Raw genomic sequence first — 26023 nt, forward strand, 5'->3', positions numbered from 1 at the left:
TGAGCTAGATTAACTGAGCAGAACAGTTCGCTAAATGAGAAATGCCGAATCAAGATTCGGCATTTTTGTTTTTATAATTTATATCTTGCGTTAGGCACAAAGAAACGTAAAACAAGCCAAAGATTCACCGCTCGCACTATGCGTTTAAGCTGATTTAATCGACGTTTTATCTTGTCCAATGGTCGTCTTTTTCACGGTTTTATTCGTCCCTTTACGGCTGAGGATGCGCTTAAGCCAAGGCGTGCGCCATAGCAATAACACGCTAAAACCTACGATATACAGACTCGGTTCGATGATTTCTGATTTTACCGACCAGTAAAAATGGATTGGCGCCAATATCGCGACTAAATACACCCCATAGTGCAAGGTTTGCCAACGACGTCCCATCTTGCGCATCAAGGCTTTAAACGAAGTTATCGCCAAAGCGGTGACGATAAGATAAGCCACAGCGCCGACTAAAATGTACGGCCGTTTTACCACTTCACTAAACAGTAATTCCCAAGCAAATAACAGATCTAAACTAAAAAACGCCAAGATATGCAAGGTGGCATAGGCAAACACATATAAACCCACTAAACGGCGGGTCTGCATCAACAGCCCTTGCTTGGTCAACTTGGCAATCGGTGAGATCAGCAAGGTCGCCGCTAGCGCATTTAATGCGCCTATGCCTGTGTAGTGAATAATGTGCTGCACGGGATCGCCACCCGCACGGCCAAGCACCACAGTGAGCACAAGGTAGACGATGGGCACTAAACCCAACAAATGAAATAACGCCTTTAGCCAAAACAAGTGCTTAGCGGTTAATCTCAACATAGCTTGTCCCCGCTTAATGGCGAATCCCCAAACAACAAACCAATCATCAATAGTATTTCCTCAGATCCATGCCGTCATACAGTGAAGCCACAAACTCGCCGTAACCGTTGAACGGCTGGGTATCGATGCGGGTTGCTGAAAACAATCCCCCCTCGCCGATACGACGCTCTGTGGCCTGCGACCAGCGCGGATGATCCACCGCCGGATTAACGTTGGCATAAAATCCATACTCGTGTGAGGCAAGCTGATTCCAGCTGGTCGGCGGTTGTTTATCCATGACGCGAATTCGCACTATTGATTTAATACTCTTAAAGCCGTATTTCCACGGCACCACTAAGCGAATGGGCGCGCCGTTCTGCGGTGGCAAGGTTTTACCGTACAAACCGACCGACATTAAGGTTAAATCGTTCATAGCTTCGGCTATCGTGAGGCCTTCAACATAGGGATAATGAATACCTCCCCCCATTAATCGGCTCTTCTGCCCCGGCATTTGCTCGGGATCAAAAGCGGTTTCAAAGGCGACATACTTGCCCTTACTGGTGACGCCAACTTTTTTCAATAATGCCGCCAGCGGGAATCCCACCCAAGGGATCACCATAGACCAAGCTTCAACACAGCGCAGGCGATAGTTACGCTCCTCAAGCGGGAACATTTTAGTCAGATCATTAAAATCTAAAGTCATGGGCCGTTCAACTTCACCTTCGATACGCAGTTGCCAAGGATCGACTTTAAAGCCTTGGGCATTATTGAAGGGATCTTGTTTGTCCGTACCAAATTCGTAGAAATTATTATGCTGCGTCACTTTATCAAACGGGGTTAACACATCAGCGTCACCGTACTGCTTATTGGATTGAAACGTCAGTGGCGTAGTGATAAATGAGGACTTAGGTTGATCGCCAAATAGATCGAATAATCCAGCCTGCACATAACCGGGCACGCTGGCACCGATAGCACCGAGTCCCATGGCTTTTACAATTTGCCGACGCGAGCGAAATACCGCTTCGGGCGTCACTTGGTTGTCTTGCATGTGCCACTGCGCTTTTTTAAGAATACCTGGGGTAAAACGGGAATGTTTAGCCAATTGACACCTCTACCATCCAATGATTAAAGCCACCGAGTCGCGATAAAAATCTTCTCTGGCGCTAGTCTGTATCGCTCACTCTTATATAGACAGGTAAAAGTCAGAAAAACTTTCCACCCGTGAATAAATTCACCTTAAACGTATAAGACTTGCTCATTCAAGCATTAAGCGCAGATATAGTTGATTAAAGGGCTTGAAGCCTGTTGGGGGGCATGCGAACCTAAGCGCCAAAGCTAAAGGAGTGCTATTGATCATGCCATTTTCTCAATCTTTTTCTGTCGCCGAAATCATCGGCCTTCTCGCCATTGCCTTCTTAGGCCTGTTGATCGGTGCTCTGCTCAATCAAAGACTCACCCGCCAACGCTGGCAACTACACAAAGACCAACTTGAGCAAGAAATGCGTCAAGTAAATGAAGATGCAGAATTATCCTTAGCACAACAGCAAATTTTGGTCGATGACAAAGAAGCGCAATTACGTCAATACCAGCAACGCCTTGAGCTCAAAATTGAACAACTGGGCAAAGCCGAGGCCTTAGCCGAACGCGTTCCCACCTTAGAGCAGCAATTAAATGATAGCCAGCGCCGTCAGTTAGAGATCCAATTAGCCCTGTCGAAATCCAATGCCATGCAGCAAACCATTCAAGCCAAGGCCGATGCCCAGCAAGAATCGCTGCAGGATAAAATTGCCAGCTTAGAATCGGCCGAAGTGCGTTTACAAACCCAATTTGAAAACCTCGCAAACCGTATTTTTGAAGAACGTAGCGAAAACTTTAAGCACCAAAATGCCAGCCAACTCGAAGGCGTACTTGGGCCATTGAAGCAACAGCTTGAAGGATTCAGACAGCAAATTCGTGAATCCTACACCCACGAACAATCCGAGCGCAGCGCCCTCAAACATCAGCTTGAGCACTTAAGGGAGCTCAATCTAAAGATGAGCCAAGATGCTATCAACCTGACCAAAGCACTCAAGGGCGATAACAAGCAACAAGGTAATTGGGGTGAAGTGATCCTCGATCGCGTGCTGCAAGAAAGCGGTCTACGTGAAGGCCATGAATACCATACTCAGCAAGATCTCAAAGATGATAGCGGTAAACGCTTTAAGCCGGATGTGATTGTGCATCTGCCAGAAAATAAAGATGTGGTCATTGATGCTAAGATGTCGTTGGTCAGTTATGAGCGCTACTTCAACAGTGAAGATCCGGCACTGCGCCAACAGGCGATTAACGAGCATGTCATTTCAATTCGCAGTCACATTAAAGGCTTAAGTCAAAAGGATTATCAACATCTGCATGGCCTTAAGAGTCTCGATTATGTATTGATGTTTATTCCTATCGAACCGGCATTTTTACTGGCGTTAGAGCATGATCCTAGCCTAGTCAATTTTGCCCTTGAGCAAAATATCATGCTCGTTAGTCCAACGAATTTGTTGGTGGCCCTGCGCACAATTAACAATATTTGGCGCTACGAATATCAAAATCAACACGCACAAACCATTGCAAAACAAGCGGGTCGAATTTACGACAAGTTATGTGGTTATATTGAAGACATGGAAAAACTCGGCCGCGCCTTAGATAATGCAGAAAAAACCTATCACAGCGCAATGAACAAGCTGTCATCGGGCAAAGGCAACCTAGTGCGTCAAGCCCATTTAATGCAGCAGCTCGGGGTCGATACCAGCAAACAACTGGATAAAATGCTGCTAGAAAAAGCACTCAATGAAGCCCAAGACGATAACGACACTCAGGATGACGACGCTGAACTTAATCTGTCGCATACCCGCGATCCTAAGGACACAGAAATCGAGCCTGTCGAGTGCAATGATAGATAACAAGAATTGAACACCCATTAATTACCTCAAATCGATACGGACATGTCGATTGATACCTTGATGCCCGGAGGCAAACGCTCCATGTGCAAAGCAGTTATAAATGTGGTTATATCCAGTGCAATATTGCTCGCAGGCGCATTGAATGCCCCTGCTGCACTTGCGTTAACGTCAACGCAGAAAACCTTTCTTGAGGCCGAAAAAGCCCTGAAGAAGCAAGATTATGCAACCTACAAACCCCTACGGGCAAAACTAGGTAATTATCCGCTCGCGATTTATTTAGATCATGATATCGACATAGGTGCTCTTAATGCCTTGCAGGGTTATGCAGCTAAAGCCTTGATTGAAAAATATGAAACCACACCCATGTACAATAGGTTACGGTCTAAATATTTAAACAACGCTGGTAGCCAAAAACGCTGGAATGATTATCTTGCGATCACCCCAGAAGCGCCTAGCGACATCCGCCTGCAGTGTTATTACTATGAGGCGAAACTCGCCAAGGGCGATCTAAAAACGGCTTATGCGGCCGCACAATCACTTTGGGTATTTGGGGGGTCGCGACCAAAGGAATGTGATCCTCTTTTCAACACATGGACCAAAGCGGGCAAACGCACACAAGATGTCGTATGGGCGCGAATGATGCTGAGTTTCGAGGCTGGCGAAACGAGTTTACTGAGTTATTTATCCCAAAAAATCACCACCCATAGTAACGAAGCTAAGCGTTTAGTCGCCGTCTATAAAGATCCCAATAGCCTGCGCCATACCGAAAAGTTTAAAGATAAAAATCCCATTGTCGGTGACATTGTTGCCGCAGGATTAAAACGCCTTGCCCGTAAGGATCTCGACCAAGCCATTAATTTGTATGACCGGTATCAAAAGGCCCATCGTTTTACCCCAGAACAAGCGCAGCAACTCGATAAATACCTTGTTCGCCGCATTTTAATTGAACAAGAAGATAACTATAAAAACTATGTCGACAATGTGCTCACTGAGCTGAAAAATGACGACTTATTTGAGCGCCGTTTAAGATGGGCTATCCGCGATCACGACATGCGCAGTATTGCCCGTTACTTGAACCTACTCCAACCAGAAACCTTGGCAAAGGAACGTTGGCAATACTGGCTTTATCGCACCAATGCCAAAGAAGCGCCTGAAAGCGCCATAAAAGCGCTCGCGACAATCAGTAATGAACGTAATTTTTACGGTTTTGCTGCTGCGCAGTTCTTAAATAAACCGGTATCACTCAATCAAAGCCCTGAGCCTGTTGTTGATGCCAATAGCCAAAAGTTAACCGATGATCTCGGCTTTGTCAGAGTGCAAGAGTTAATGGCGCTCGACCGTTATTTCGATGCTCGCTATGAATGGATGTCGCTACTAAAACGCAATGACAATACGATGCGAGCACGCTATGGACGCTATGCCCATGAACAGGGCTGGTACGATTTTGGTGTTGAAGCCAGTATTCAAGGTAAGCTGTGGGATGATATTCCTCTACGCTTCCCTATGGCGCACCAAGCCGGTTTTGAGCACGCCAGCAAAAAGCATAGGGTTAACATCGATGAGATCCGTGCGATTAGCCGCCGCGAAAGTGCATTCTATCTTTATGCGACCTCGGGTGTAGGTGCCCGTGGCCTAATGCAAATTATGCCTGCCACGGCCAAAGCTACAGCCAAAAAACACGGGGCCAGATATAGCGATCCAAAGGATCTCTACAGCGCAGAGCTTAACCTCAATCTTGGTAGCGCTTACTATGCCCAGCTGTTGAAAGAGTTTAACCAAAACCGCATCCTCGCCACGGCGGCCTATAACGCGGGTCCCTCTCGCGTGCGTCGCTGGTTATCAAACTCTGATGGCAAACTCGATGCCATGGGCTTTATCGAGGCCATTCCCTTTACTGAAACCCGTGAATATGTTCAAGCCGTCCTCAGCTATCGATTGATTTATGAGGCGCAAAAGCAAAAAGCACAGCCATTATTCAGTGAAGCTGAGCTTAAGTTTGCTTACTAACTCGTGACATGAAAAGGAACTCGATACTCAGCTGCATCGAGTTCCTCCTTTTCAGCATACCCTAGGGTAACGCTCATGCTTTAACCACCAAAAATTCTAAATGATATTCTCTAAATTCAAATAATTAGCAAAGCGAATAATTATTCAGCAATCACGCCGTTTTATCGAAAACTTGTTTGCACTGAAAGGCGTTAAATGCGAATAATTAGTATTAAAGCATTAAGAATCCCATTACACCCATGATTAACCTTAGTTCGTTAACCCTTAGCTGCGAATACCAACCCTTTGTCAATCCTCATACTTTAGCCATCGACGGCTATGAAGCCTTAGCACGCTTTTACTTGCCTAATGGTGATGCGGTTGCACCTAATATTGTGTTCGAGCAATTGCATGAATCCACAGAAATACTCGCTGCAGTTGAATATCAAGCCAAGGCATTTCAACTCATCCATGCGCCGAGTCAGCAGCGAATTTTTATCAATGTTGATCCCCACGCCGTCGATGGACCACATACCGCCAAGCTCATTCGTTTGCTGTCCCACTATGAACGAGTCACGGTCGAGATCATCGAAAACACCTGCATTAACGATGCCCAGCTGGCCAGTCAATTATTCACTCAATTTAAACAAGCTAAGATACATGTGGCGCTGGATGATATTGGTGCGCCCCACTCCATGCTCAGTGTCGATCTGATGATGAACGTGGATTATCTTAAGTTCGACCGCCATTGGTTAACGCACATAACACACCCCGAGGGAGCACAATTATTAATTGCATTGGTCAACTTTGCCAAAAAGACCCACAAACAGTGCATTTTAGAAGGCATAGAAACTGAAGCTCACTTAGCCTTTGCGCGGGATATCGGTGTCGACTTTGTCCAAGGCTTTTTGTTTAAATCCTGGTTTATTCGCCCCATCAGCAGCCAAGCACTGTGCCTTACGTAAGATCAGGCTAAAACGGTTTACATTCGCGCCACCAGCCCACTCAAGACCAAACCTAATGCTGTCGAGTAGTTGATTTAGCAATAGAAATGCCACTGGATATACGGGCGATGATCCGCCATAGTGATAACGCACATCAGCTTGCAAATGCACCTTAAGCACACTTCCAAATGTATTAGGAGTCGCCCGTGGCACAATCTGGGATCAGCGAATTACTACAACAACTCGAACAAGTATTGCTGGGCAAGCCTAGACAAATTCGTCTCGCTCTAGCCTGTATTCTCGCCCGTGGGCACCTGTTGATTGAAGACTTACCCGGCATGGGTAAAACCAGTATTTCCCATGGTATAGCCCAAAGCTTAGGTTTGAGCTATCAGCGGATCCAATTCACCAGTGACATGCTGCCTGCCGACATTCTCGGCGTATCGATTTTTGATAAACATCAAGCACAATTTATCTTTCATCCTGGACCGATTTTTAAGCAGATGATTTTGGCCGATGAAATTAATCGCGCCAGCCCTAAGACACAAAGTGCTTTACTCGAAGCGATGGCCGAACAACAAATTTCCGTCGATGGCATCACCCACAGATTGCCCAATCCTTTCTTTGTGATCGCGACTCAAAATCCCACCGATCAATCCGGTACATTTTCACTACCAGAATCGCAGCTCGACAGATTTATGATGCGTCTGTCTATTGGTTATCCAAGCCACGATGCTGAGCTCGCTATGCTTAAGAGCAATCATAACCACTTAACCTTAGATCAATTGCCCCAATGCCTGACACCGATGGCCTTAATGCAACTGCAAGAGCAGTGCGACAAAGTCAGCGCTTCCGATGCCTTACTCAATTATATTCTGGCCTTAGTGAGTTTTTCCCGTAGCCAAAGTGACAGCGTAGGGTTATCACCGCGTGCCACCAAAGCGCTATTACAAGCGGCTAAGGCATGGGCCTTTTTAGAAGGTCGACATTATTTAGTCCCTGAAGATGTACAAGCGGTATTTTGCTGCGTGGCTGAGCATAGACTCAGAACCAGTAGCCAATTACAGGGTGAAGCCTTATCCGAGCGAATTCTGGCGAGCGTTAACCCTATTATGTAGCAAGATACTGTAATGAGAAGATATCGCTAAAGTATGCATTTAACGCATTAAACCAAGGAAATGACTGAGAAGTGAAACGACTGATACTCCCGACTTTCATTCCGACGTTAGTCCCGATTTGGCAACGTTGGTTAGCAAGACGCTTGCCACCGAGTCCCGAAATAACCTTAAGCCATCGCAGCATTTTTATTCTGCCGAGTGGTTTTGGGTTAGTTTGGCTCGGTCTGGTTTTACTTTTATATCTATTCGGCACTAACTATCAAAATAACTTAGTCATTGGCCTCAGCATCTTACTGCTAAGCCTCTTTAATACCTGCATTCTCTACAGTTACAAAAATCTGGCCGGCTTACATGTACGGGCCACGACGCCGCCCGAAGTCTATGCGGGCGAAACCTTAACTTTTCCTGTCCTTATCAACACTCACCATAGTGGCCATAACATACAACTTAACTATCCGCATAATCGCACTTATACGGTGCAGAACGTCGGCACAGATGAACAGCAAGCACTCGTACCCTTCGAATATCATCAGCGGGGCCAAGTGTCACCGGGTCGGCTCAAAATTGAATCCTTCTATCCCTTAGGGCTTTGCCGCGCATGGTCCCATGTGGATTTGGCCATTAGTCACTTAGTCTTTGCCCAGCCGATTGAAGCGCCGCTGCAGCTTGAGGCTGATCATACCCAGTCGGAGCAAGATCCCCTGTTACTCGCGGGTAAACATGTATCGGGGATTGATGAGTTTAAAGGCCTTAAACCCCATGTGCTCGGCGAATCCCTCAAGCAAGTGGCATGGAAACAATGGGCACAGGGTCGCGGCATGCTGACTAAAGAATTCCAGCAGCCCCAAGGTGATCCCGTCTGGTTAAGGCTCAGACCCGATACCAAACGCCTCGAAACCCAATTGAGTCAGCTAAGCTGGCAAGTCAATAAACTCACGCAACTTGAGCAGTATTTTGGCTTACATCTGCAAAACCCAATGGGAGACGATGTGCTGATCGCGCCCGCGATAGGCAATCACCATAGGATCGCCTGTCAAAAAGCCATTGCCTTATATCCACAATTAGCGCCTTCAGCGGCGAAGCCCCCATATCAGTCATCAGCCGCTAATCACCCACAAAAAACGAATCAAGCTCCCCGCAAGCAGCATCATATCCCTACTTCGAGGGAGCAAGTATGAAGTTAGCGGCCAATAGCACGACACCTCAAATCGGCGACAATATTAGCCGCCAGACACTTTTTTGGTTATTGATCACCAATATTGCGGTATTAAGCCCACTATTTGATAAAACCACGCCTTGGACTTTGGGCATTTGCGCTATCTGTTTGCTGTGGCGTGTGGGGATTTATGTCGGCAAAGTGGCAAAACCACCGCGTTTTTTGGTGACCAGTCTTGCGATCGGCGCCGCAACCACACTGGCACTCGTTTCAAAGGAAATCGGCTTACTCAATGCGCTAGTGAATCTGCTGCTGTTAGGTTATGCCTTAAAATACATTGAAATGCGTAATCAAAGGGATGTGCGCGTTGTCGTCCTCGCGGGCTATTTTATTATCGCGCTGACCTTTATTGATCACCAATCCTTACTCAATACCGCGCATTTACTCGTGGTGACGTTGATCAACACCTGCGTGCTCGTGACTTTGTATCAAGATAAGCAATCCTTAAAACACACGGCTTGGATCGGTGGCAAATTTTTACTCCAGAGCCTTCCCCTCGCGCTGCTGTTATTTTTAGTGTTACCGCGTCTTGCACCGCTCTGGTTACTGCCCAACATGAAAGAAGCCCAAACGGGCTTGTCCGATAGTCTGGCGATTGGTGATATAGGTAAGCTCACCCGTTCGACTGAACTTGCCTTTAGGGCGAGTTTTACCAATGCAACGCCCATTAATGCCGAGTTATATTGGCGCGCCCTCGTGATGGAGCACTATGATGGTGTCACTTGGCGCCAAGACGCGGGGATTAAACAGTTGCAAAAAGATGCGCTGCTGTTTCCTCCCTCACGGCCCAGCCCAGCATTGATGGTCAATAATCCTGATCCCATGAGTGATCCCATGAGTAATAGTCCTGCTTCGATAAGCAGCGAAGATCAAGAGATGGCATCAGGTGCGCAAGATAAGCATAGTATTCGTTACCAAGTGATTGCTGAGCCGAGCCACCAGCCGTGGTTATTTGGCCTCGATGTCGCCTACAGCCAAGATGATAGTGTGGTCAATATGCCAGATTATCGGCTGTTAGCACTGCGCAATGTCGATCAGCGAATGAGTTATCAAGTAGAGTCTTGGCCTAAGGCGAAGATGGATCTTAGGCTCTCTGCGCGGCAAAGGCAGATTAACCTCGAACTACCAAGTAACAGTAATCCACGAACTTGGGCGCTGGCCGAGCAATTCAAGACTCAGTATCCCGAGCCTAAGCCACGATTGTGGGCCATGATGCGCCACTTCAATACCGAGCCTTTTTTCTACACTCTCACGCCGCCTCCCCTTGGGCCGCAGCAAGTGGATGATTTCTTATTTGAAAACAAAGCCGGTTTTTGCGTGCACTATGCCGCTGCCTTCATTTTTATGGCGCGGGCCACAGGTTTACCCGCACGTATGGTCACAGGCTATCAGGGGGGAGAATATAATCCGCAAGCGGGTTACTACAGTGTGTATCAATATATGGCCCACGCATGGGCAGAAGTCTGGCTTGAAGATGAAGGTTGGGTGCGTTTCGACCCCACCGCTATGGTGGCGCCCAATCGTATCGAGCAAGGTTTCGACGCCCAATTTGATCCCGAGCAAAGTTACCTGCAGGAAAGCCCTTTTAGTAGCTTACGATTTAAATCAATGCCTTGGCTCAATGAGTTAAGACAACGTTTTGCCAGCATAGATTATTACTGGAGTGTGTGGGTACTGGGTTTTAACCAAGAGAAGCAGAATCAAGTGCTCAGTGGCATTTTAGGCGATGTGACTCACACTAAAATCGCGGTCTTTATGGGGCTCTGTATCAGCCTTATCGTGCTCTATATTGCCTACAGTGCGGGCTTATTACATTTTAGAGTTCAAGGCGATCCTATTAGCACTCGTTATCAACAGATCTGTAATCGTCTTGCACACCACGGCATTAAGCGCAAAGACAGTGATGGACCAAATCAATTTGCGCAGCAGATTATTGAGCAATACCAACACAGTGCACCAAAGCTTTGCACGCTGTTCCAAACTTTGACACAAAGTTATGTGGCGCTGAAGTATCAAGATTTACCGGCTAAAGACTATCAAGCGCATTTAACCGCATTTAAAGCGGCGGCGAAGCAACTCAACTGGTTATTGCTCAGAGCCAAAGTGAAAGATAAGTTCACGCTAGCCTAGCATTCGTCAACTGAGCTGTAACTGACGATACATCATCGGAGCAAGCAGCAATAAACACCTAAAATTGCGGGTTAATTCCACAGAAGCAGCAATAGTGTTGAATCTTATAAATCAAACACATAGAATTGTTTTATTGTCACCATGCCGAGTTGCACATGCTAAAGTTAATCCAGTCCAATCAGATGGAAGTGCTCTGCGCCCATTTAGCCGCTTACCTGACCCAACCGCTTGCTTTTGCACGTCTACTGAGTAACGAGCATATTCTGGTACAGAGTCCCGGCATGTCGACTTGGCTACGCCTCGAAATCGCCAAACAAAATGGAATTGCCGCCGCACTGGAATTCCCGCTGCCATCGAGCTTTACCTGGCAGTTGTGCCATGACTTATTGCCCAATGTGCCTAAGGATAACGCCTTCACTAAGGCGGCAATGACGTGGAAGCTGATGCAACTCTTACCGCGCATGCTACAAAATGACGCCTTTGGGCCGTTGAGACACTATCTAAGTCATCAGCAATCCGCCGCCGACGCGAGTGAACAGCACAACACCCGTGATATGACGGCTGACGATATTAAGCTATACCAACTCTGTGGCCGCATTGCCGATATCTTCGACCAATACTTAGTGTATCGCCCCGATTGGATTTTAGCGTGGGAGCAAAACGAGCAGCCCGACTCACTCACCAAGCCGCTGAATGAAGACCAACGCTGGCAACCCATTTTATGGCGCGCGCTCATTGCCTTTAACCGTGATGAGCTTAATCAAAGCCATTACCACAGGGCCAACCTGCACAGTGACTTAATTGCCGCGCTGAATCATCCCGACACGTCACTCGCCAAATTACCGCAACGCCTATTTGTGTTTGGCATTTCCTCGATGGCGCCGCAAACCCTTGAAGTACTTTACCATCTAGCAAGTCGTATCGATGTGATCGTACTAGGCTTAAGCCCGTGTCAGCACTATTGGGGCGACATTGTTGATCCCCGTAATCGTGCCCGCATGGCGGTGCAATATGCGGGTAAACGCCAATTAGCCGAACTGTGGGAAGATAAACTCGAAGTGGGTAACCCGCTGCTTGCCAATAACGGCAAGATGGGCCGTGAATTACTCGATATGCTGCTTGAGCTCCCCGCCGAACACTGCGACTTTGGCGACGATGTGTATTGTGAACCCTGTGACGATCCCAACTCGCCACACAGTCATGCCAGCATGCTCCACGGCGTGCAATACGATATTTTAGAGATGCAAACCTTAGACAGAGTACTAGGGCCTGATGCCGAGCTGTACCAAAATGTCGAGAACAGACGCCTGCTTAAGCGCGACGATGAATCCATTCGAGTCAAGAGTTGTCACAGCCCACTGCGGGAAATCGAAACCCTGCACGATCACTTGCTTGAGTTACTCAGCAATGATGTCGACCTGACGCCTAAAGACATAGTGGTGATGATGCCCGATGTCGCCGCCTACGCCCCCTATATCGATGCCGTCTTCTCGGCGAAGCAAGGCCTGCATTACATTCCCTACGCCATTGCCGACCGCGGTGCAGCGCAGGAATCACCGCTCATCAATAGCTTTTTAAATTTACTTGGAATTAATCAAAGTCGTTTTGGTCTGACCGACATTTTGAGCATACTCGAAGTGCCCGCCATTTTGCGCCGTTTCCAGCTCGATGACGATGAATTGCAACTGATCCGCCGCTGGTTAGATGAAGCGGGCGTGCGCTGGGGCCGCGATGAACAAAGCCGCCTTAAACAAGGTGTGCCAGCGTTTGAGCAAAACTCGTGGGCCTTTGGTATTAAAAGGCTGATTTTAGGTTACGCCTTGAGTGACGATGCGCCGCTCTACCAAGACCATCTTGTCGTCACTGGCATCGAAGGCCAATCGGCGCAGGCGTTAGGTAAGCTACTCAATTTTATTGAAGTACTCGATGAAACGGCGCAAATACTCGCCCTGCCGCAAGTGGGCGCCCTGCGTTTAGCGGAATTAACTGAGCTACTAGATGCCTTCTACGACACAGATGAAGACGAACACGAACAATTACAGGAAATCCGCGATGCCATTGCCGCCCTAGAGCAAGAGTTACTATCGGCGGGCAGGCCCTTAGATACAAAAACGTTAGAGACAAATCCGCTAGAGGCGCTAACCCAAGAGCGCATAAGCGGGCTTAGCCTCAGTATTGAAGTGCTGCAACAGTGGTTTAATCAACGCTTAACCGAATCTCGGGTCGGCCAGCGTTATCTTGCGGGAAGCGTGAACTTTTGCACCTTGATGCCGATGCGCTCGATTCCTTTTAAGGTCGTGTGTTTACTCGGCATGAACGATGGGGTTTATCCTAGGGTTCAACATCCCGTCGGCTTTGATTTAATGGCGCATTTCGGTGCCCGTAAAGGCGATCGCTCCCGCCGCCTCGATGACAGATATTTGTTTTTAGAAGCCTTATTGTCGGCGCGGGAACAACTGTATATCAGCTATATTGGCCGCAGCGAACGGGATAACTCTGAACGTATCGCCTCTATGCTCGTCTCTGAACTGATTGAATATTGTCAGCTGTGCTATCTACCTGAAACGCTATTTGCTCAATCGCAAAACGCTTCAAGCCCCATAGACCCAGAGGATGCCGAAAAAGCCCTCTATAACGCAATTGTCAGCCACCAGCCGCTGCAACCCTTTGATCCCAAGTTGTATCAAGCCACAGTAAAAAATGATGACAAAGATGGCTCAAACATAAGCCAACATAACTCAGGCATAGGCCAAAGTTACAGCCTGCAATGGTGTCCGCCCAATACGGATGCTGCGGGCACACATGCGGGCTGCTTTATCGGCGCGCAAACTCGCATTATGCTCGACGCGGATGAACAAGACTCAGTGCCAGATTCTGAGCACGAACAACAGCAAAGTAAGCAAGTGGATGTGTCAGCCCTGATCCGTTTCTTTCGAAATCCGGCGCAGTACTTCTTCAACCGTACGTTAAAAGTCGATCTCAGCCTTAATATTCAGGCTGATGATAATGACGAGCCCTTTAGCTTGAATGCCCTAGAGCGCTATATGTTACAGGCCAAGTTACTCGACGATGCCATAGGCCAAGGCCTAACTGAGCCTGATATCGAGCTGATTAAACGCCTCAAAGCCAGTGGCACTTTGCCCATGCAGCCCTTCGATGATTTGCTATTGCGCCAATATCAGCATGATATTAAACCTTTGATTGGCAGAACTTTGTTCCTCAAGGGAGAACAAGCCAGCAGCCATGCGGATATTAAACTCGTGTTTGACTTGCCCATCACGGCGGGTAACTCCCAGCAAGTGTTACTGCAAGGCCGTATTGATGACATCAGTCCTAAGGGATTAGTCAATTACCGCCCTGGTAGCGCCCACGGCCGCGATGTGCTGAGGTTGTACCTTCGCCACCTGTGTTTAATGGCAATGGGCCACACACATGCAAGCTATCTACTCGACATGGGGCATTTCCACGCCTTAGCGCCAATCACTGCTGAGCGCGCCCATGCGTTACTGGCCGATTTGCTGGTGCTGTTTTATCAAGGTCAGCAATACCCACTGTGTTTTATGCCGCGCACCTCACTGGCCTACGTCAGCTGCGAGGGTGAGCACGATGAGCGTTTGCAGCAAGCGTTACCTGAATGGCTGGATGAGCAGAGTCAGTTAGGCGAAGGGAACGAACCCCATTACCAGCGATTATTCAGTTTCCCGCAGGAGTTCTCTGAGGATAGCTTTGGCGCATTAGCCGAGCGTATCTATCGCCCTATGGTGAGTTTATATCTCAAAGACACGCTGGCTCAGCTTGAGGAATTTGCGCTCAACGATGGTATGAGCCAAGGCCCTGCTAATGAACACGCGACTGACACACAAGCTCTCGCACCACATTTGAACCGCGATAGCGCACAGGGAGAGCAAGCATGAGTGAACAGATGCCGTTGAACACACAAGCCTTACATTCAGCACCACAAGCGCTTAATCCTCTCACTCTGCCCTTTGGCGGTAGTCGTCTTATTGAGGCCAGCGCTGGCACAGGTAAAACCTACACGATTTCAGGTCTTTACTTACGCTTATTGCTTGGTGATGGCATTCCTGCGCCGCTCACCTGCGAACAAATTCTCGTGGTTACCTTCACCAATGCGGCCACCGAAGAGTTAAGGGATCGTATTCGCCGGCGTATTCAAGTCGCCTTTAAGTGTTTCTTAGGGCTAACGATTGCCGACCCCTTTGTGCAGGCGTTGTATGACAACACCCCAGAGAGTGATCGCGCCATTGCCCTGCGGCGATTCGATCTCGCCCTTAAATCCCTCGACGAAGCGGCGATTTTTACCATTCACGGTTTCTGTCAGCGAATTTTATCGGATCTCGCCTTTGAGTCTTCCTTGCTGTTCGAATCGGACTTTACCTTGGACGACAGCGAATTTTTGCACCATGCGGTGCGGGATTTTTGGCGTGAGGCCTGTTATCCGCTGCCCGATTACTTAGCGCAAATCATTGCCAAGGAATTTGGCGAGCCCGATGGTTTAGTCAAACAGTTGCGACCGCTCCTTGGCGCCAGTCAAGCAAAGCCTTTGAAACCCGCGCTTAAGTTTGATGCCTTAGCCCTGTCACTACGCCAAAGTTTAGAGCGCTTTAAATTAGCTTGGCCAAGGGGACGCGATGGCTTATTGGCATTGCTACACAGTTTGCCGCTGAATGGTACCCGCTTTGGCAAAGCAACGGATAAGTACCCCAAGCTCGCCGCCATGTTCGATGCACTAGATAACTGGCTCGCCTTCGGGCATGGGTTGCCGCCACTGAAAGAATTAGAAGCCTTATCGCTGTCTGAGTTAAAACTCAACAAGGGCGGCGTGATCCCAAGTGTGAGCGAAGCGCCGCTGATGGATCATATGGAGCAACTCGCCACATTGATTGCCGCCATTACACCGGCATTTTTATATAGCGCGAAACTCGGCATAAGCGAGCGATTTGCCCAGCAAAAACAACAAAAAAATGTGCTGACTCCAGATGATTTGCTCACGACATTAGCGAGTGCGTTAAACGCCAATAATGAAACCTTGCCCAAAGCCGTGGCAACACGCTTTCCCGTCGCGCTTATTGATGAATTCCAAGATACCGATCCGCTGCAATTTGCGATCTTCTCTGGCATCTACCAAGACCGCTACTCGTTTGAGCAGCAAGGCAAAAACGATACAGAAAATAAGCTCAGCCTGTTGATGATTGGCGATCCTAAGCAAGCCATTTATGCCTTTCGCGGCGCCGATATCCATACCTATATTGAGGCCCGTCATCATACGCAGGCCCACTATCATCTGGATACCAACTACCGCTCAAGCGCAAACATGGTCGCTGGGGTTAACCATCTGTTTAGTCAGCATCACGATCCGTTTATCAGTCAATCGATCCCCTTTGATAGCGTGAAAACGCCCAGCAGTGCTAAAGGGAAAATCCTCACTGAAAAAACCGCCAATCCAGCCGCTTTAAGATTAAGACTCTTAAGCGAAAGCGCAGAAAACGGCCTCAACAAAACCACGGCAAGACACTTGCTAGCCGAAGACGCGGCGGCACAAATTACCCGTTTACTGACAGATGCGGCCAATGGCGAATGCCACAGCCCAAACGGACCTTTGATCGCCAAAGACATCGCTATCCTAGTGCGGGATCGCAACGAAGCGGCAGTGATGAAAACCGCATTAAGTAAACGCCACATAGGCGCAGTATTTTTAAGTCGCGACAGTGTGTTCGATACCCTTGAAGCGCGGGAAATGGCGTTAATTTTGCGCTCTCTAGCGAACCCAAAAGATGAACGGGCACTGCGCAGCGCCCTAGCCACGGCATTATTGGGCTACAGCGCCGAGCAAATTCATGCCTTTAACCAAGATGAAGAACACAGACAGCTGTTATTAGAGCAATTTTTTAACTTACACCAAGTGTGGCAAAAACGCGGCATCATGCCCGCGCTATTAAGCCTTGCCAATAGCACTAAGTTGATTGACCGTTTACTGCACACCGCCAGTGCTGAGGTAGATGCTCAAGAGCAAGATGCCACAAACGGTGAGCGCCGCCTGACGGATTTTCGCCACCTTGCCGAGCTATTACAGCAAAAGGCCACCGAACTTGATGGTATTAGCGCCCTGCTCAATTGGTATGAACAGCAACTGATTGATAACACAGGCACAGATGAACAGCAGCTGCGTCTTGAAAGCGAGCAGAATCTGGTGCAAATTGTGACTATCCATAAGAGTAAGGGCCTTGAGTATCCCGTGTGTTTTGTGCCCTTTGTCAGCCTAGCCCGTGACAATCGCCGCCGCCCAACGCCTATGCTGTACCACAGAACCAACGATGCAGGTGAGCAAGAGCTAGTATGGGATATCGAAGGCACGGATGAGGGTTGGGAGCGCGCAAAACAAGAAACCTTGGCCGAAGACTTGCGCCTTTTGTATGTGGCGCTCACTCGCCCTGTGTATTTGTGTTACTTGTATATAGCCAACCACAGTCGTCAGCTTAAAAATGGTCTTAAGAGTCAGCTGCATGAAACCGCTATCGGCTATCTATTGGGCATAGGCGACTCAGAATGTGACTTTGCCCGTATCTGCAATGCTGCGCAGCAGCTCGCCCAAGATGTGGAAGCCATAAGTCTTGATAAGGTGCCCGATGACATAGACGAGCGGCCATTGCCCTCAAGCCAAGACATAGCGCAAATACTGAGCGCGAAAACCTTAACCCGTCAATACAGCACGCCGTGGCGAGTCGGCAGTTATTCAGGTCTCGTTAAAAATACCAGCCATGGTAAAGCCGCGCCGGGTGCCGACGATGAAATATTAGGTACGCTTGAATATACGGCTGCGCAAACACTCTCAATTCCTGATGAGGCAAGTCATGATTTGCAGGATGGCATGCTCAATCGCTTTAACTTTGAGCGCGGCGCCAATGCCGGTAGCTTTATGCATTTAGTGTTAGAAGAGATTGATTTTACACAGGCAGAAATCGACTTACCGCTGCAATTGCCTAAAGCCATGTTGCAATACGGTATCGCGCCCGAATGGCAAACAGTATTACACACTTGGTATTTGGATGTGCTGCATGCACCGCTCTGCGCGATGCCGCATGCCTTAGAGTCGCAGGTCACTAGCCATGTAAGAGCCGTAAGCGCCGTCAAACCTGCTCATCCAGATCTGTGCTTAGCCAAGTTATCGCCGCAGAATACCTTAGTCGAAATGGAGTTTTATTTACCCTTAAGCGAACTTAAAGATACTGAGCTCAATGCGCTACTGCAGCAATTTGGCTATGAGTCGACACTTAAGTTTGATGATCTCAAGGGCATGCTCAAAGGCTTTATCGATTTAACCTTTGAATACCAAGGTCAATATTATATCGCCGACTATAAGTCGAACCATTTAGGCGACAACATCAATGCCTATCATCAGAGCGCGCTGCAAAGCGCAATAACCGATCATAGGTACGATTTGCAGTACATCCTCTACTCATTGGCGCTACACAGGTATTTGAGTTTACGCCTGCCAAGTTATGACTACGACAGCCACATAGGCGGTTGTTATTACTTGTTCTTACGGGGAATGTCGGCTCAATATCCCGGCTATGGTATTTACTACGACAAGCCGCCGAAGGCACTTATTCTCGCGCTAGATTCACTTTTTAATGACAATTTATTTCACAGCAGATTGGCTGGTGCAATCGATATAGGAGTCACGGCATGATGCGCTCAACCCAAGGGCTAAATGCACATTCACTCACAGCAGCGAAATGGATAGACCATGGCGCAATTCAGCTTACAGCGCCGCTGCCAGAGCTGTTAAAACAGTGGGAGCAAGAACGACTGCTCACACCGCTCGATCGGCATTTCGCACTCGAAATGAGTCACTTGCATCCAAGCGACAGCCAACAGCCCTTGTTTATTTTGCTGTGTGCGCTATTAAGCCAGCAATTATCTTCACAGCACAGTTGTCTAGTGCTCGCCCATATCGTGCCACTCAATCCCATGGCCGAGCAAAATAGCCATTGTAAAATCACCTTAAGCCTAGAAGCGCTCACAGAGACTTTGCAAAGCTTTGATGCCGTCGGCCAAGCGGGCAGTAACAAACCGCTTATTTTTGATAATGGCAGACTCTATTTACAACGTTATCATCAATTTGAAACCTCAGTGGCCGCTGCTTTAATTCGCTTGTCCGGAAGCGTATCTAAGCACTTATCTGAAGAAGCAAGCCACCAAAAGCAACCGCAAATCGCTAAGTTGAGGTCACTGTTAGATCAACTGTTCCCTGCCAATGTGAGCGCGACCCATGCACTCACTACCAATGTACTCACTAACAGTGAAGACACAGCACCCATTGATTGGCAAAAGGTCGCAACGGCCACAGCGCTGGGTAAAAAACTGTCAGTGATCACTGGCGGCCCAGGTACGGGTAAAACCACCACTGTAACTAAACTTTTGTTATTGCTACAAATGGAATCACAGCAGGAAATCCGTTTAGTCGCGCCAACGGGAAAAGCTGCGGCTCGCTTAAGCGAATCAATCAAAGCCTCAAAAGCGCGTCTGGCGAAGGAACTCAGCGCCCATGCTAATGTTATTGATGAAGCTCGCAATAGACATAGCCAAGACTTTTTAACGGCTCTGAGACGTATTCCAGAGGAAGCTTCAACCTTACACAGACTGCTTGGGGTGATCCCCAATTCGCCGCACTTTCGCCACCATCAAGGTAATCCGCTTAGGCTCGACTTATTGATTGTCGACGAAGCCTCTATGGTCGATTTGCCCATGATGTATAAATTGCTGAGCGCATTGCCTGAGCACGCCAGTTTGATTTTACTCGGCGATCAAGACCAACTCGCTTCGGTTGAGGCTGGCGCTGTGCTCGCCGATATTTGTGCGGGCCTTAAAATACCAGTAGATCCCAATAACCTTGCTCAGAACAACATAGCGTCAAACAGCCCTGCTCTGTGGCAAATGCGCTATTCCAAGGAACAAGCCGAGCGTCTGAGTGCTTTAACGGGTTTTGAGTTAACGCCCTATATCAGCAATGCCCCTAAACTTGGCGATAGCTTATGTATGCTAATGCACAGCCACAGATTTAAAGGCGATGCAGGGATTGGACTGCTCGCCAGTGCCGTCAATCGTGCTGATCTTCAAGGTATTTTGCAGGTATGGCAACAGGGACCTGCAGAATTGAGCTGGTTAGAACACAGTATGATCGTAAGCCAAACCCAAGCCAAAGTAAGCGAGCCTGCTAATAATGTGGGACTCAATTTACTGCTGGAGCAAGCCTGCCAGCAATATGGCACTTATCTCAGTGCCTTGAATAGCGATACGAGTAATAGTGATTTAAGCAAGCGTCCAAGCACAGCTGACATCATTGAACGCTTTAACCAGTACCGTATTCTATGTGCTATGCGCTCGGGCGATTATGGGGTTGAAGGCATTAATCAGTATGTGACTCAAGCACTGACCAATGCCAAGCTGATTAAACCGCTACAGGAGTTTTATCTGGGTCGGCCCATTATCATCCAAAGCAATGACTATAACTTAGGCCTGTTTAACGGTGATATCGGATTGATTTTGCAGGATGAAGATAAACCCGAACGTTTAATGGCGCACTTTATCAAGGCCGATGGCAGCCTGTTAAAAGTCTTGCCAGCCCGTTTGCCCAGCCATGAAACCTGTTATGCCATGACAGTACACAAAAGCCAAGGCAGCGAATTTAGCCGTGTGGCCTTAGTATTGCCGCCGAGCCCCAGCCTAGCCCAATGGCAACTGCTGACCAAAGAATTGGTCTACACCGCCATCACCCGCGCTAAAGTCCACTTTACCTGCTTAGGCACCCAGCACGTATTCGAGCGGGCCAGTAGCCAAGCAACCCAACGCGCATCGGGTCTTGCCGACCGCCTTTGGGGGTGAATGAAGCTTTGTGGTCAATGGGGAACACTTTAGGAACTACATTTTAAGATATGATTTTTAGATTTACTCTAACCATGAAACTAAGGATTTAAACATTGATTAAAAAGGACATTATTACACTTAAGGATCTACAAGCCGTTATTGCCTTGTTTGACGCCATAGCACCAGATGCCGCTTTACCTAAGCGTTATTATGAAAAAACCCGCTATATCAAGTGGTCAGAATTTAAAGACATGCAGATATACGCACTCGACTTTGAGCCCTATTTAACGATTAGCCAGCGTTGTAATATGACGTATTTTGGCATACATCAAAGTACGCGACGTTTATACCTAGCACACTGTAATGATGCTGGCCACGCACCGCGCTGGGAAGCGAGACCAGTGGCCTTAGCACAACTGATGGATGTAGAGTTAATGGTGAATTTACATAAAAATCATGCCTATAACTTAGGGCTAAACATCTGTTTTGATCTGAACTATTTACTCTGAGCTTTGGTATTAATGTACAAATTCGGATGACTAAATATCGGCTGTGGGCCAGGCAATATCAGTTGCTAAAATCAATTTGAAATTATCAATGTCACCCGCAACGTTTTTCCGGTACCCGAAGGCACAAGGACAACGGATCTGTTTATGCTCGCTCGAGCCAAGAATTAGCCGTTTTGTTCGCTCAAAACTAAGCTGTAGCGAAAGGACGTTTTGGTAAACCCTATACTTTCATAGTATTGCTGTGTGGCAATGCGCTGCATCGATGTAGTGAGTTCGAGTAACTGGCAATTCTCTTGCTTTCCCCTTTCTTTCGCAAAGGCAATCAACTGAGAGCCAACGCCCTGACCCCGCATGTCGGCATCCACCACAATTGCGGTTATACGACAGATACGACTCAAGGCGGGGAAATAATCAAAGAACATCAAGGCCATCACAGCGACAACTTGCATGTCACCCTGCGCATTATGTTGCTCATACACCAGTAATTCATCACTGCGGCACAAAGAATCATGCTGATATTGGCTTAACGTCTGGGCTAAAGCAGCATGGGGCAAAGAATAACCGAGTTGCTCAAGTAATACCTGCACACTATCTGTATCCTGTAAGCGGGCTAACCGAATGTTTTTATTCACCATGAGATACCATGCTGTAATCTGCCTAAAGTCAATGTCACTCGTACTGGGTTGCACAGTTTAGATGACGGTGACGAAGCAATAGTCCAACGACATTGCCATCTCACGCCACAAAAATCAAAATAAACCCGACAAAGGCACTACCCCATATTTGCAATGCGATGTAATGCGTTAAAATTCACCACTTAATAGCCATCAGTCAGCAAAACCTTGCACTCATAGGGGCAAGAAAACTAAGATGACAGCGGCTGTACTATAGGATGATATTCGTATTGCCACAGGCCGATGTCATCCGATTTTGCTCACTTTGAGGAATCACTCACAATGTCTAAGATCAACCTGCTTTTGCTGTGCGGCGGCGGAAGTGCCGAACACGATATTTCACTCATGTCGGCCAATTATTTTGAAACCTCACTGGCAAAATCCGAGCAGTTTTGTGTATTGCGTGTCGAACTGGATAAATTTGGTCAATACCGCACCGCTGCGGGTGATGATTGTGAACTGACCAATAGCCGCGAAATTCGCTTCCGCGATGAGAGCAAAGCCCCATGGCCGGTCGATTACGTCATTCCCTGCATTCATGGCTATCCCGGCGAAACAGGTGACATTCAATCCTATTTTAACCTAATCCAACTGCCCTATTTTGGCTGTGAGTCCGAGGCTAGCAGTAACTGCTTTAATAAGATCACCGCTAAAATGTGGTTCTCGGCCTTAGGTATTCCGAATACTCCGTATATTTTTCTAAACCAATTCGATGATGCAGCAATAGAGCAAACCCAAGCCGCATTAGCACTATGGGGATCCATCTTCGTCAAAGCGGCCTCACAGGGTTCCTCTGTTGGTTGTTATAAAGTCGATGACAGCGATAAAGTCGCTGGCGTGCTTAAAGATGCTTTCGGCTATGCGCCCTATGTTATCGTTGAAAAAACCATTAAAGCCCGTGAGTTAGAAGTCGCAGTATACGAGTACAACGGTGAAGTGGTGGCGACAGTACCAGGTGAAATCATCTGTGATACCAACACCTTCTACACCTTCGATGAGAAATACGCCAAAAACAGTAAAGCACGCACCGATGTGGTGGCACAGCATGTGTCAGCTGAGATCAGTGAACAAATCCGCGCCTATGCAATCAAGGCTTTTAAAGGTATGAAATTGCGTCACCTGTCGCGCATCGACTTTTTCTTAACCGCGGACAATGAAATTTTACTAAATGAAATCAATACCTTCCCAGGTTCCACGCCGATTTCTATGTTCCCCAAAATGCTGCAGAATCACGGTCATGACTTTACTGAATACTTGAGTCTAGTGATTAACAGCCAGATAACCGCTAAATCTTAGCGCTCGCCACCTGACTCAATGTGAACGCAGAGACTCAGTACAGCACCTGTTTCCAGTAATAAAAAGAGCGCCTCGGCGCTCTTTTTATTACATTTCAATGCATTATATCTAAAACTTGAATTCTTACCTTACATCTAAACCCAATATTAAAATCAGACTGTCACTGATTAAGCCGCCCTCACATCTAGGTCAAACATCAAGGTTAAACGTCAAAACCCTTATGTAGCTCAGCTTGCTTTGCCAACAGGGCAAAGAATGCAGCTTTGGGCATAGGCTTATAAAATAAATAGCCTTGAATTTCTTGAATATGATTTGCCATTACAAATTTTAGCTGGGACTCAGTTTCTACCCCTTCTGCCGTCACAGTTAAATCTAACGCATGGCTTAAACGCACTATGGCCTCCACCAACGCTTCGTGACGTTTGCCTTCATCTAATCTGTCGATAAAGCTCTTATCAATTTTAATTTGATCGATAGGGAAATTAGCTAAATAAGATAGAGATGAGTAACCCGTCCCAAAGTCATCCAAGGAAATTTTAATCCCTTTAACTCGCAAACCATTAAGTACATCAATAAGATACGTATGCTGCTTCATCAGCAAAGATTCAGTGATCTCAAGGGTTAATCTGTCATAGGGGAAATCTGTCACCTCAAGTTGCTCGGTAATCGCAGCAAAGGACTCCACAAAGGCATCTTGTAGTTCATGGGACCAAAACTCAAAGGTCGAGACATTCACCGATAAATTAATGGGCCAATTTCGCTCATGCATCTCTAAAATAGTCTGCATAGCACCAAGGCGAACATCTCGCCCAATATCAACGATTAAACCACTGTTCTCAGCGATGGGAATAAATTCATCGGGTGGAATAAACATTCCCTCATGCTGCCAGCGCAACAGCACTTCAGCACGAACAATCAAGCCTGTGGTCGCATTGACTATGGGTTGGTAATAAAGCTCGAAGGTATGCTGATCTAATGCCTGCTTAAGCTGATTATGAAGGCTAGCAACACGCTCGGCATTTAGCTGCATTTGTTCAGTAAAAAAATGATATCGATTGCGACCATTTGCCTTAGAAATATACATGGCCTGATCGGCACAATTTAACAACTGTTCAAGATCGAGGGCATCTTCAGGAAAACGTGCAATCCCTATACTGACCGAGCTATAAACGCCTTTTCCATCGGCTAGCACATAATGTTTTGCCACATTTTTGTTAATTGTATCTGCAATTTGTGCCAATTCTTTCTGGTTAACAACCCCAGGTAATAGCAAGGCAAACTCATCCCCTCCTAAGCGTGCAAACACCATAGTGTCATCGACACACTCGCTGATCTGTTTAACCACTTGCACTAACAGTGCATCACCTTTGTCATGGCCATGGGTGTCGTTGACTTGCTTAAAGTTATCTAAATCCATCAACATAAAACTAAAGCCGGGTGTCAAACTGTCGGAGGTAATTAACGCTTGGATCTGCTTGAATAACGCATTGCGGTTAGCAAGTCCGGTAAGAGAGTCATTATTGGCCTGATACTTAATCAGCTGCGCCGCTTTTTTACGTTCACTAATGTCTGAAAATAGCCATGCAAAACAGGGTTGCTGACCATTGGACTCTCGGAAGGTCGTGACGATAAGGTCAAGATAAAACTCCTCGCCATTTCCCCTAAGACCCACCAACTCACCCTGCCACATTCTGTCCTGAGCTAAATGCTCAAATAACCCCACTAAGTCATTAGATTGGGATAATGCTAAAAAAATCTTAGGATGAAAGTTAGCTATATCAGTATCTTGAGGAATAACTATATGTCTGAAAGCGGGATTAGCATAGAGAACTGCATCGTCAGAATTGGAAATAACCAGAGCAAGAGGTAACCGGTCAAAAATTTTCACAGCTAAATACTGAAATTCCATTGCACGACTGCGTTCAATGGCTAAACTCGCCAGTCTTGCCGCCTCTGAAATGAGTTCTAAATCCTGCTCTGTTGGGGACTTTATCGTATCATAATACATGGCAAATGTGCCTAGCACTTTACCATGAGTATCTTTGATAGGTTCTGACCAGCAAGATTTAAGACCTGCACGTAATGGTAGTTCTTTATAATTAACCCAGTAAGGATGTTGAGCGATATCTTCAACGATAACACGCTGCGCATAATAGGCAGCCGTGCCACAAGAACCCACATTGGGGCCAATTTCAACACCATTAATGGCTCGATTGTAACTGTCGGGTAAATTGGGGGCGGCACCTAATAACAGACGTTTACCGTCAGCACTGAGCAGTAACACAGACCCTCTGGTTCCTACTTTTTGAGCTTCGATTTTTAAGACTAAGGCGTGCAAGATTTCATGTAGCGGTGCGCCATTGAGCAGCATAGAAAGAATACTGCTATAACAAGCTATGCTGACATTGTGGGCGAGTTTAACGTCTGCATGATCGAGCAGATCTGGAAGGTTAACGCCGTACGCCATAATTTCCTTAAGAGCAAAGTTGCAATATAAATACTGATTAACAATGTTAAATATTTATAACTTATAAGAAATTCTA

15 protein-coding genes are annotated in these 26023 nt (G+C 47.2%); 11 read left to right on the forward strand and 4 right to left on the reverse strand.

Annotated elements, in window-relative coordinates:
- Positions 1 to 144: 144 nt before the first annotated feature.
- Both msrQ and msrP read right to left on the reverse strand, forming a co-directional pair.
- Positions 145 to 813: a protein-methionine-sulfoxide reductase heme-binding subunit MsrQ gene (gene msrQ, locus L5M17_RS05305; RefSeq protein WP_263145752.1), complete on the reverse strand. Its 669-nt coding sequence runs from the start codon at positions 811 to 813 to the stop codon at positions 145 to 147.
- Between the two features lie 46 nt (positions 814 to 859).
- The gene (gene msrP, locus L5M17_RS05310) at positions 860 to 1894 is read right to left on the reverse strand and encodes a protein-methionine-sulfoxide reductase catalytic subunit MsrP (RefSeq protein ID WP_028760022.1); all 1035 of its coding nucleotides are present in this window, start codon (positions 1892 to 1894) and stop codon (positions 860 to 862) included.
- Positions 1895 to 2147: 253 nt separating this feature from the next.
- On the opposite strand from msrP, the gene rmuC reads away from it, so the two are divergent.
- The 10 genes from rmuC (at position 2148) to L5M17_RS05360 (ending at position 21510) form a co-directional block, all read left to right on the forward strand.
- Positions 2148 to 3722, forward strand: coding sequence for a DNA recombination protein RmuC (gene rmuC / locus L5M17_RS05315; RefSeq protein WP_131524979.1), 1575 nt, complete (start codon positions 2148 to 2150; stop codon positions 3720 to 3722).
- A gap of 81 nt (positions 3723 to 3803) precedes the next feature.
- Entirely contained in the window at positions 3804 to 5729 is a 1926-nt protein-coding gene (locus L5M17_RS05320; RefSeq protein ID WP_263145755.1) for a transglycosylase SLT domain-containing protein, read from the forward strand.
- A 239-nt stretch (positions 5730 to 5968) separates the two neighbouring features.
- Complete coding sequence (locus L5M17_RS05325; protein ID WP_263145757.1) at positions 5969 to 6673, forward strand: EAL domain-containing protein; 705 nt, start codon at positions 5969 to 5971, stop codon at positions 6671 to 6673.
- Positions 6674 to 6858: 185 nt separating this feature from the next.
- On the forward strand, positions 6859 to 7770 hold the full coding sequence (locus L5M17_RS05330; protein ID WP_028760026.1) for an AAA family ATPase: 912 nt from the start codon (positions 6859 to 6861) through the stop codon (positions 7768 to 7770).
- Between the two features lie 71 nt (positions 7771 to 7841).
- On the forward strand, positions 7842 to 8948 hold the full coding sequence (locus L5M17_RS05335; protein WP_263145760.1) for a DUF58 domain-containing protein: 1107 nt from the start codon (positions 7842 to 7844) through the stop codon (positions 8946 to 8948).
- Positions 8945 to 11116 carry a DUF3488 and DUF4129 domain-containing transglutaminase family protein gene (locus L5M17_RS05340; protein WP_263145762.1) on the forward strand — a complete coding sequence of 724 codons (2172 nt, stop codon included), beginning with the start codon at positions 8945 to 8947 and terminating at the stop codon, positions 11114 to 11116. The genes L5M17_RS05335 and L5M17_RS05340 overlap by 4 nt, the downstream gene beginning before the upstream one ends.
- Before the next feature lie 155 nt (positions 11117 to 11271).
- Positions 11272 to 15030, forward strand: coding sequence for an exodeoxyribonuclease V subunit gamma (gene recC / locus L5M17_RS05345; RefSeq protein ID WP_263145765.1), 3759 nt, complete (start codon positions 11272 to 11274; stop codon positions 15028 to 15030).
- Positions 15027 to 18824 carry an exodeoxyribonuclease V subunit beta gene (recB, locus tag L5M17_RS05350; protein WP_263145766.1) on the forward strand — a complete coding sequence of 1266 codons (3798 nt, stop codon included), beginning with the start codon at positions 15027 to 15029 and terminating at the stop codon, positions 18822 to 18824. Before recC ends, recB begins: the two co-directional genes overlap by 4 nt.
- On the forward strand, positions 18821 to 21019 hold the full coding sequence (gene recD, locus L5M17_RS05355) for an exodeoxyribonuclease V subunit alpha (protein WP_263145768.1): 2199 nt from the start codon (positions 18821 to 18823) through the stop codon (positions 21017 to 21019). The genes recB and recD overlap by 4 nt, the downstream gene beginning before the upstream one ends.
- A 95-nt stretch (positions 21020 to 21114) precedes the next feature.
- Positions 21115 to 21510: a hypothetical protein gene (locus L5M17_RS05360; protein ID WP_263145770.1), complete on the forward strand. Its 396-nt coding sequence runs from the start codon at positions 21115 to 21117 to the stop codon at positions 21508 to 21510.
- A 164-nt stretch (positions 21511 to 21674) separates the two neighbouring features.
- On the opposite strand, the gene L5M17_RS05365 is transcribed toward L5M17_RS05360, so the two are convergent.
- Positions 21675 to 22145, reverse strand: a complete 471-nt coding sequence (locus L5M17_RS05365) for a GNAT family N-acetyltransferase (RefSeq protein WP_263145773.1) — start codon at positions 22143 to 22145, stop codon at positions 21675 to 21677.
- A 321-nt stretch (positions 22146 to 22466) separates the two neighbouring features.
- Between L5M17_RS05365 and L5M17_RS05370 the strand changes: the two genes are divergently transcribed.
- Positions 22467 to 23480 (forward strand): D-alanine--D-alanine ligase, encoded by a 1014-nt coding sequence (locus L5M17_RS05370; RefSeq protein WP_168825124.1) that lies wholly within the window; start codon positions 22467 to 22469, stop codon positions 23478 to 23480.
- A 202-nt stretch (positions 23481 to 23682) separates the two neighbouring features.
- On the opposite strand, the gene L5M17_RS05375 is transcribed toward L5M17_RS05370, so the two are convergent.
- Complete coding sequence (locus L5M17_RS05375; protein ID WP_263145774.1) at positions 23683 to 25947, reverse strand: EAL domain-containing protein; 2265 nt, start codon at positions 25945 to 25947, stop codon at positions 23683 to 23685.
- Positions 25948 to 26023: the final 76 nt, after the last annotated feature.

This window comes from Shewanella sp. SW24 (assembly GCF_025653395.1).
GTDB lineage: Bacteria > Pseudomonadota > Gammaproteobacteria > Enterobacterales > Shewanellaceae > Shewanella > Shewanella oncorhynchi.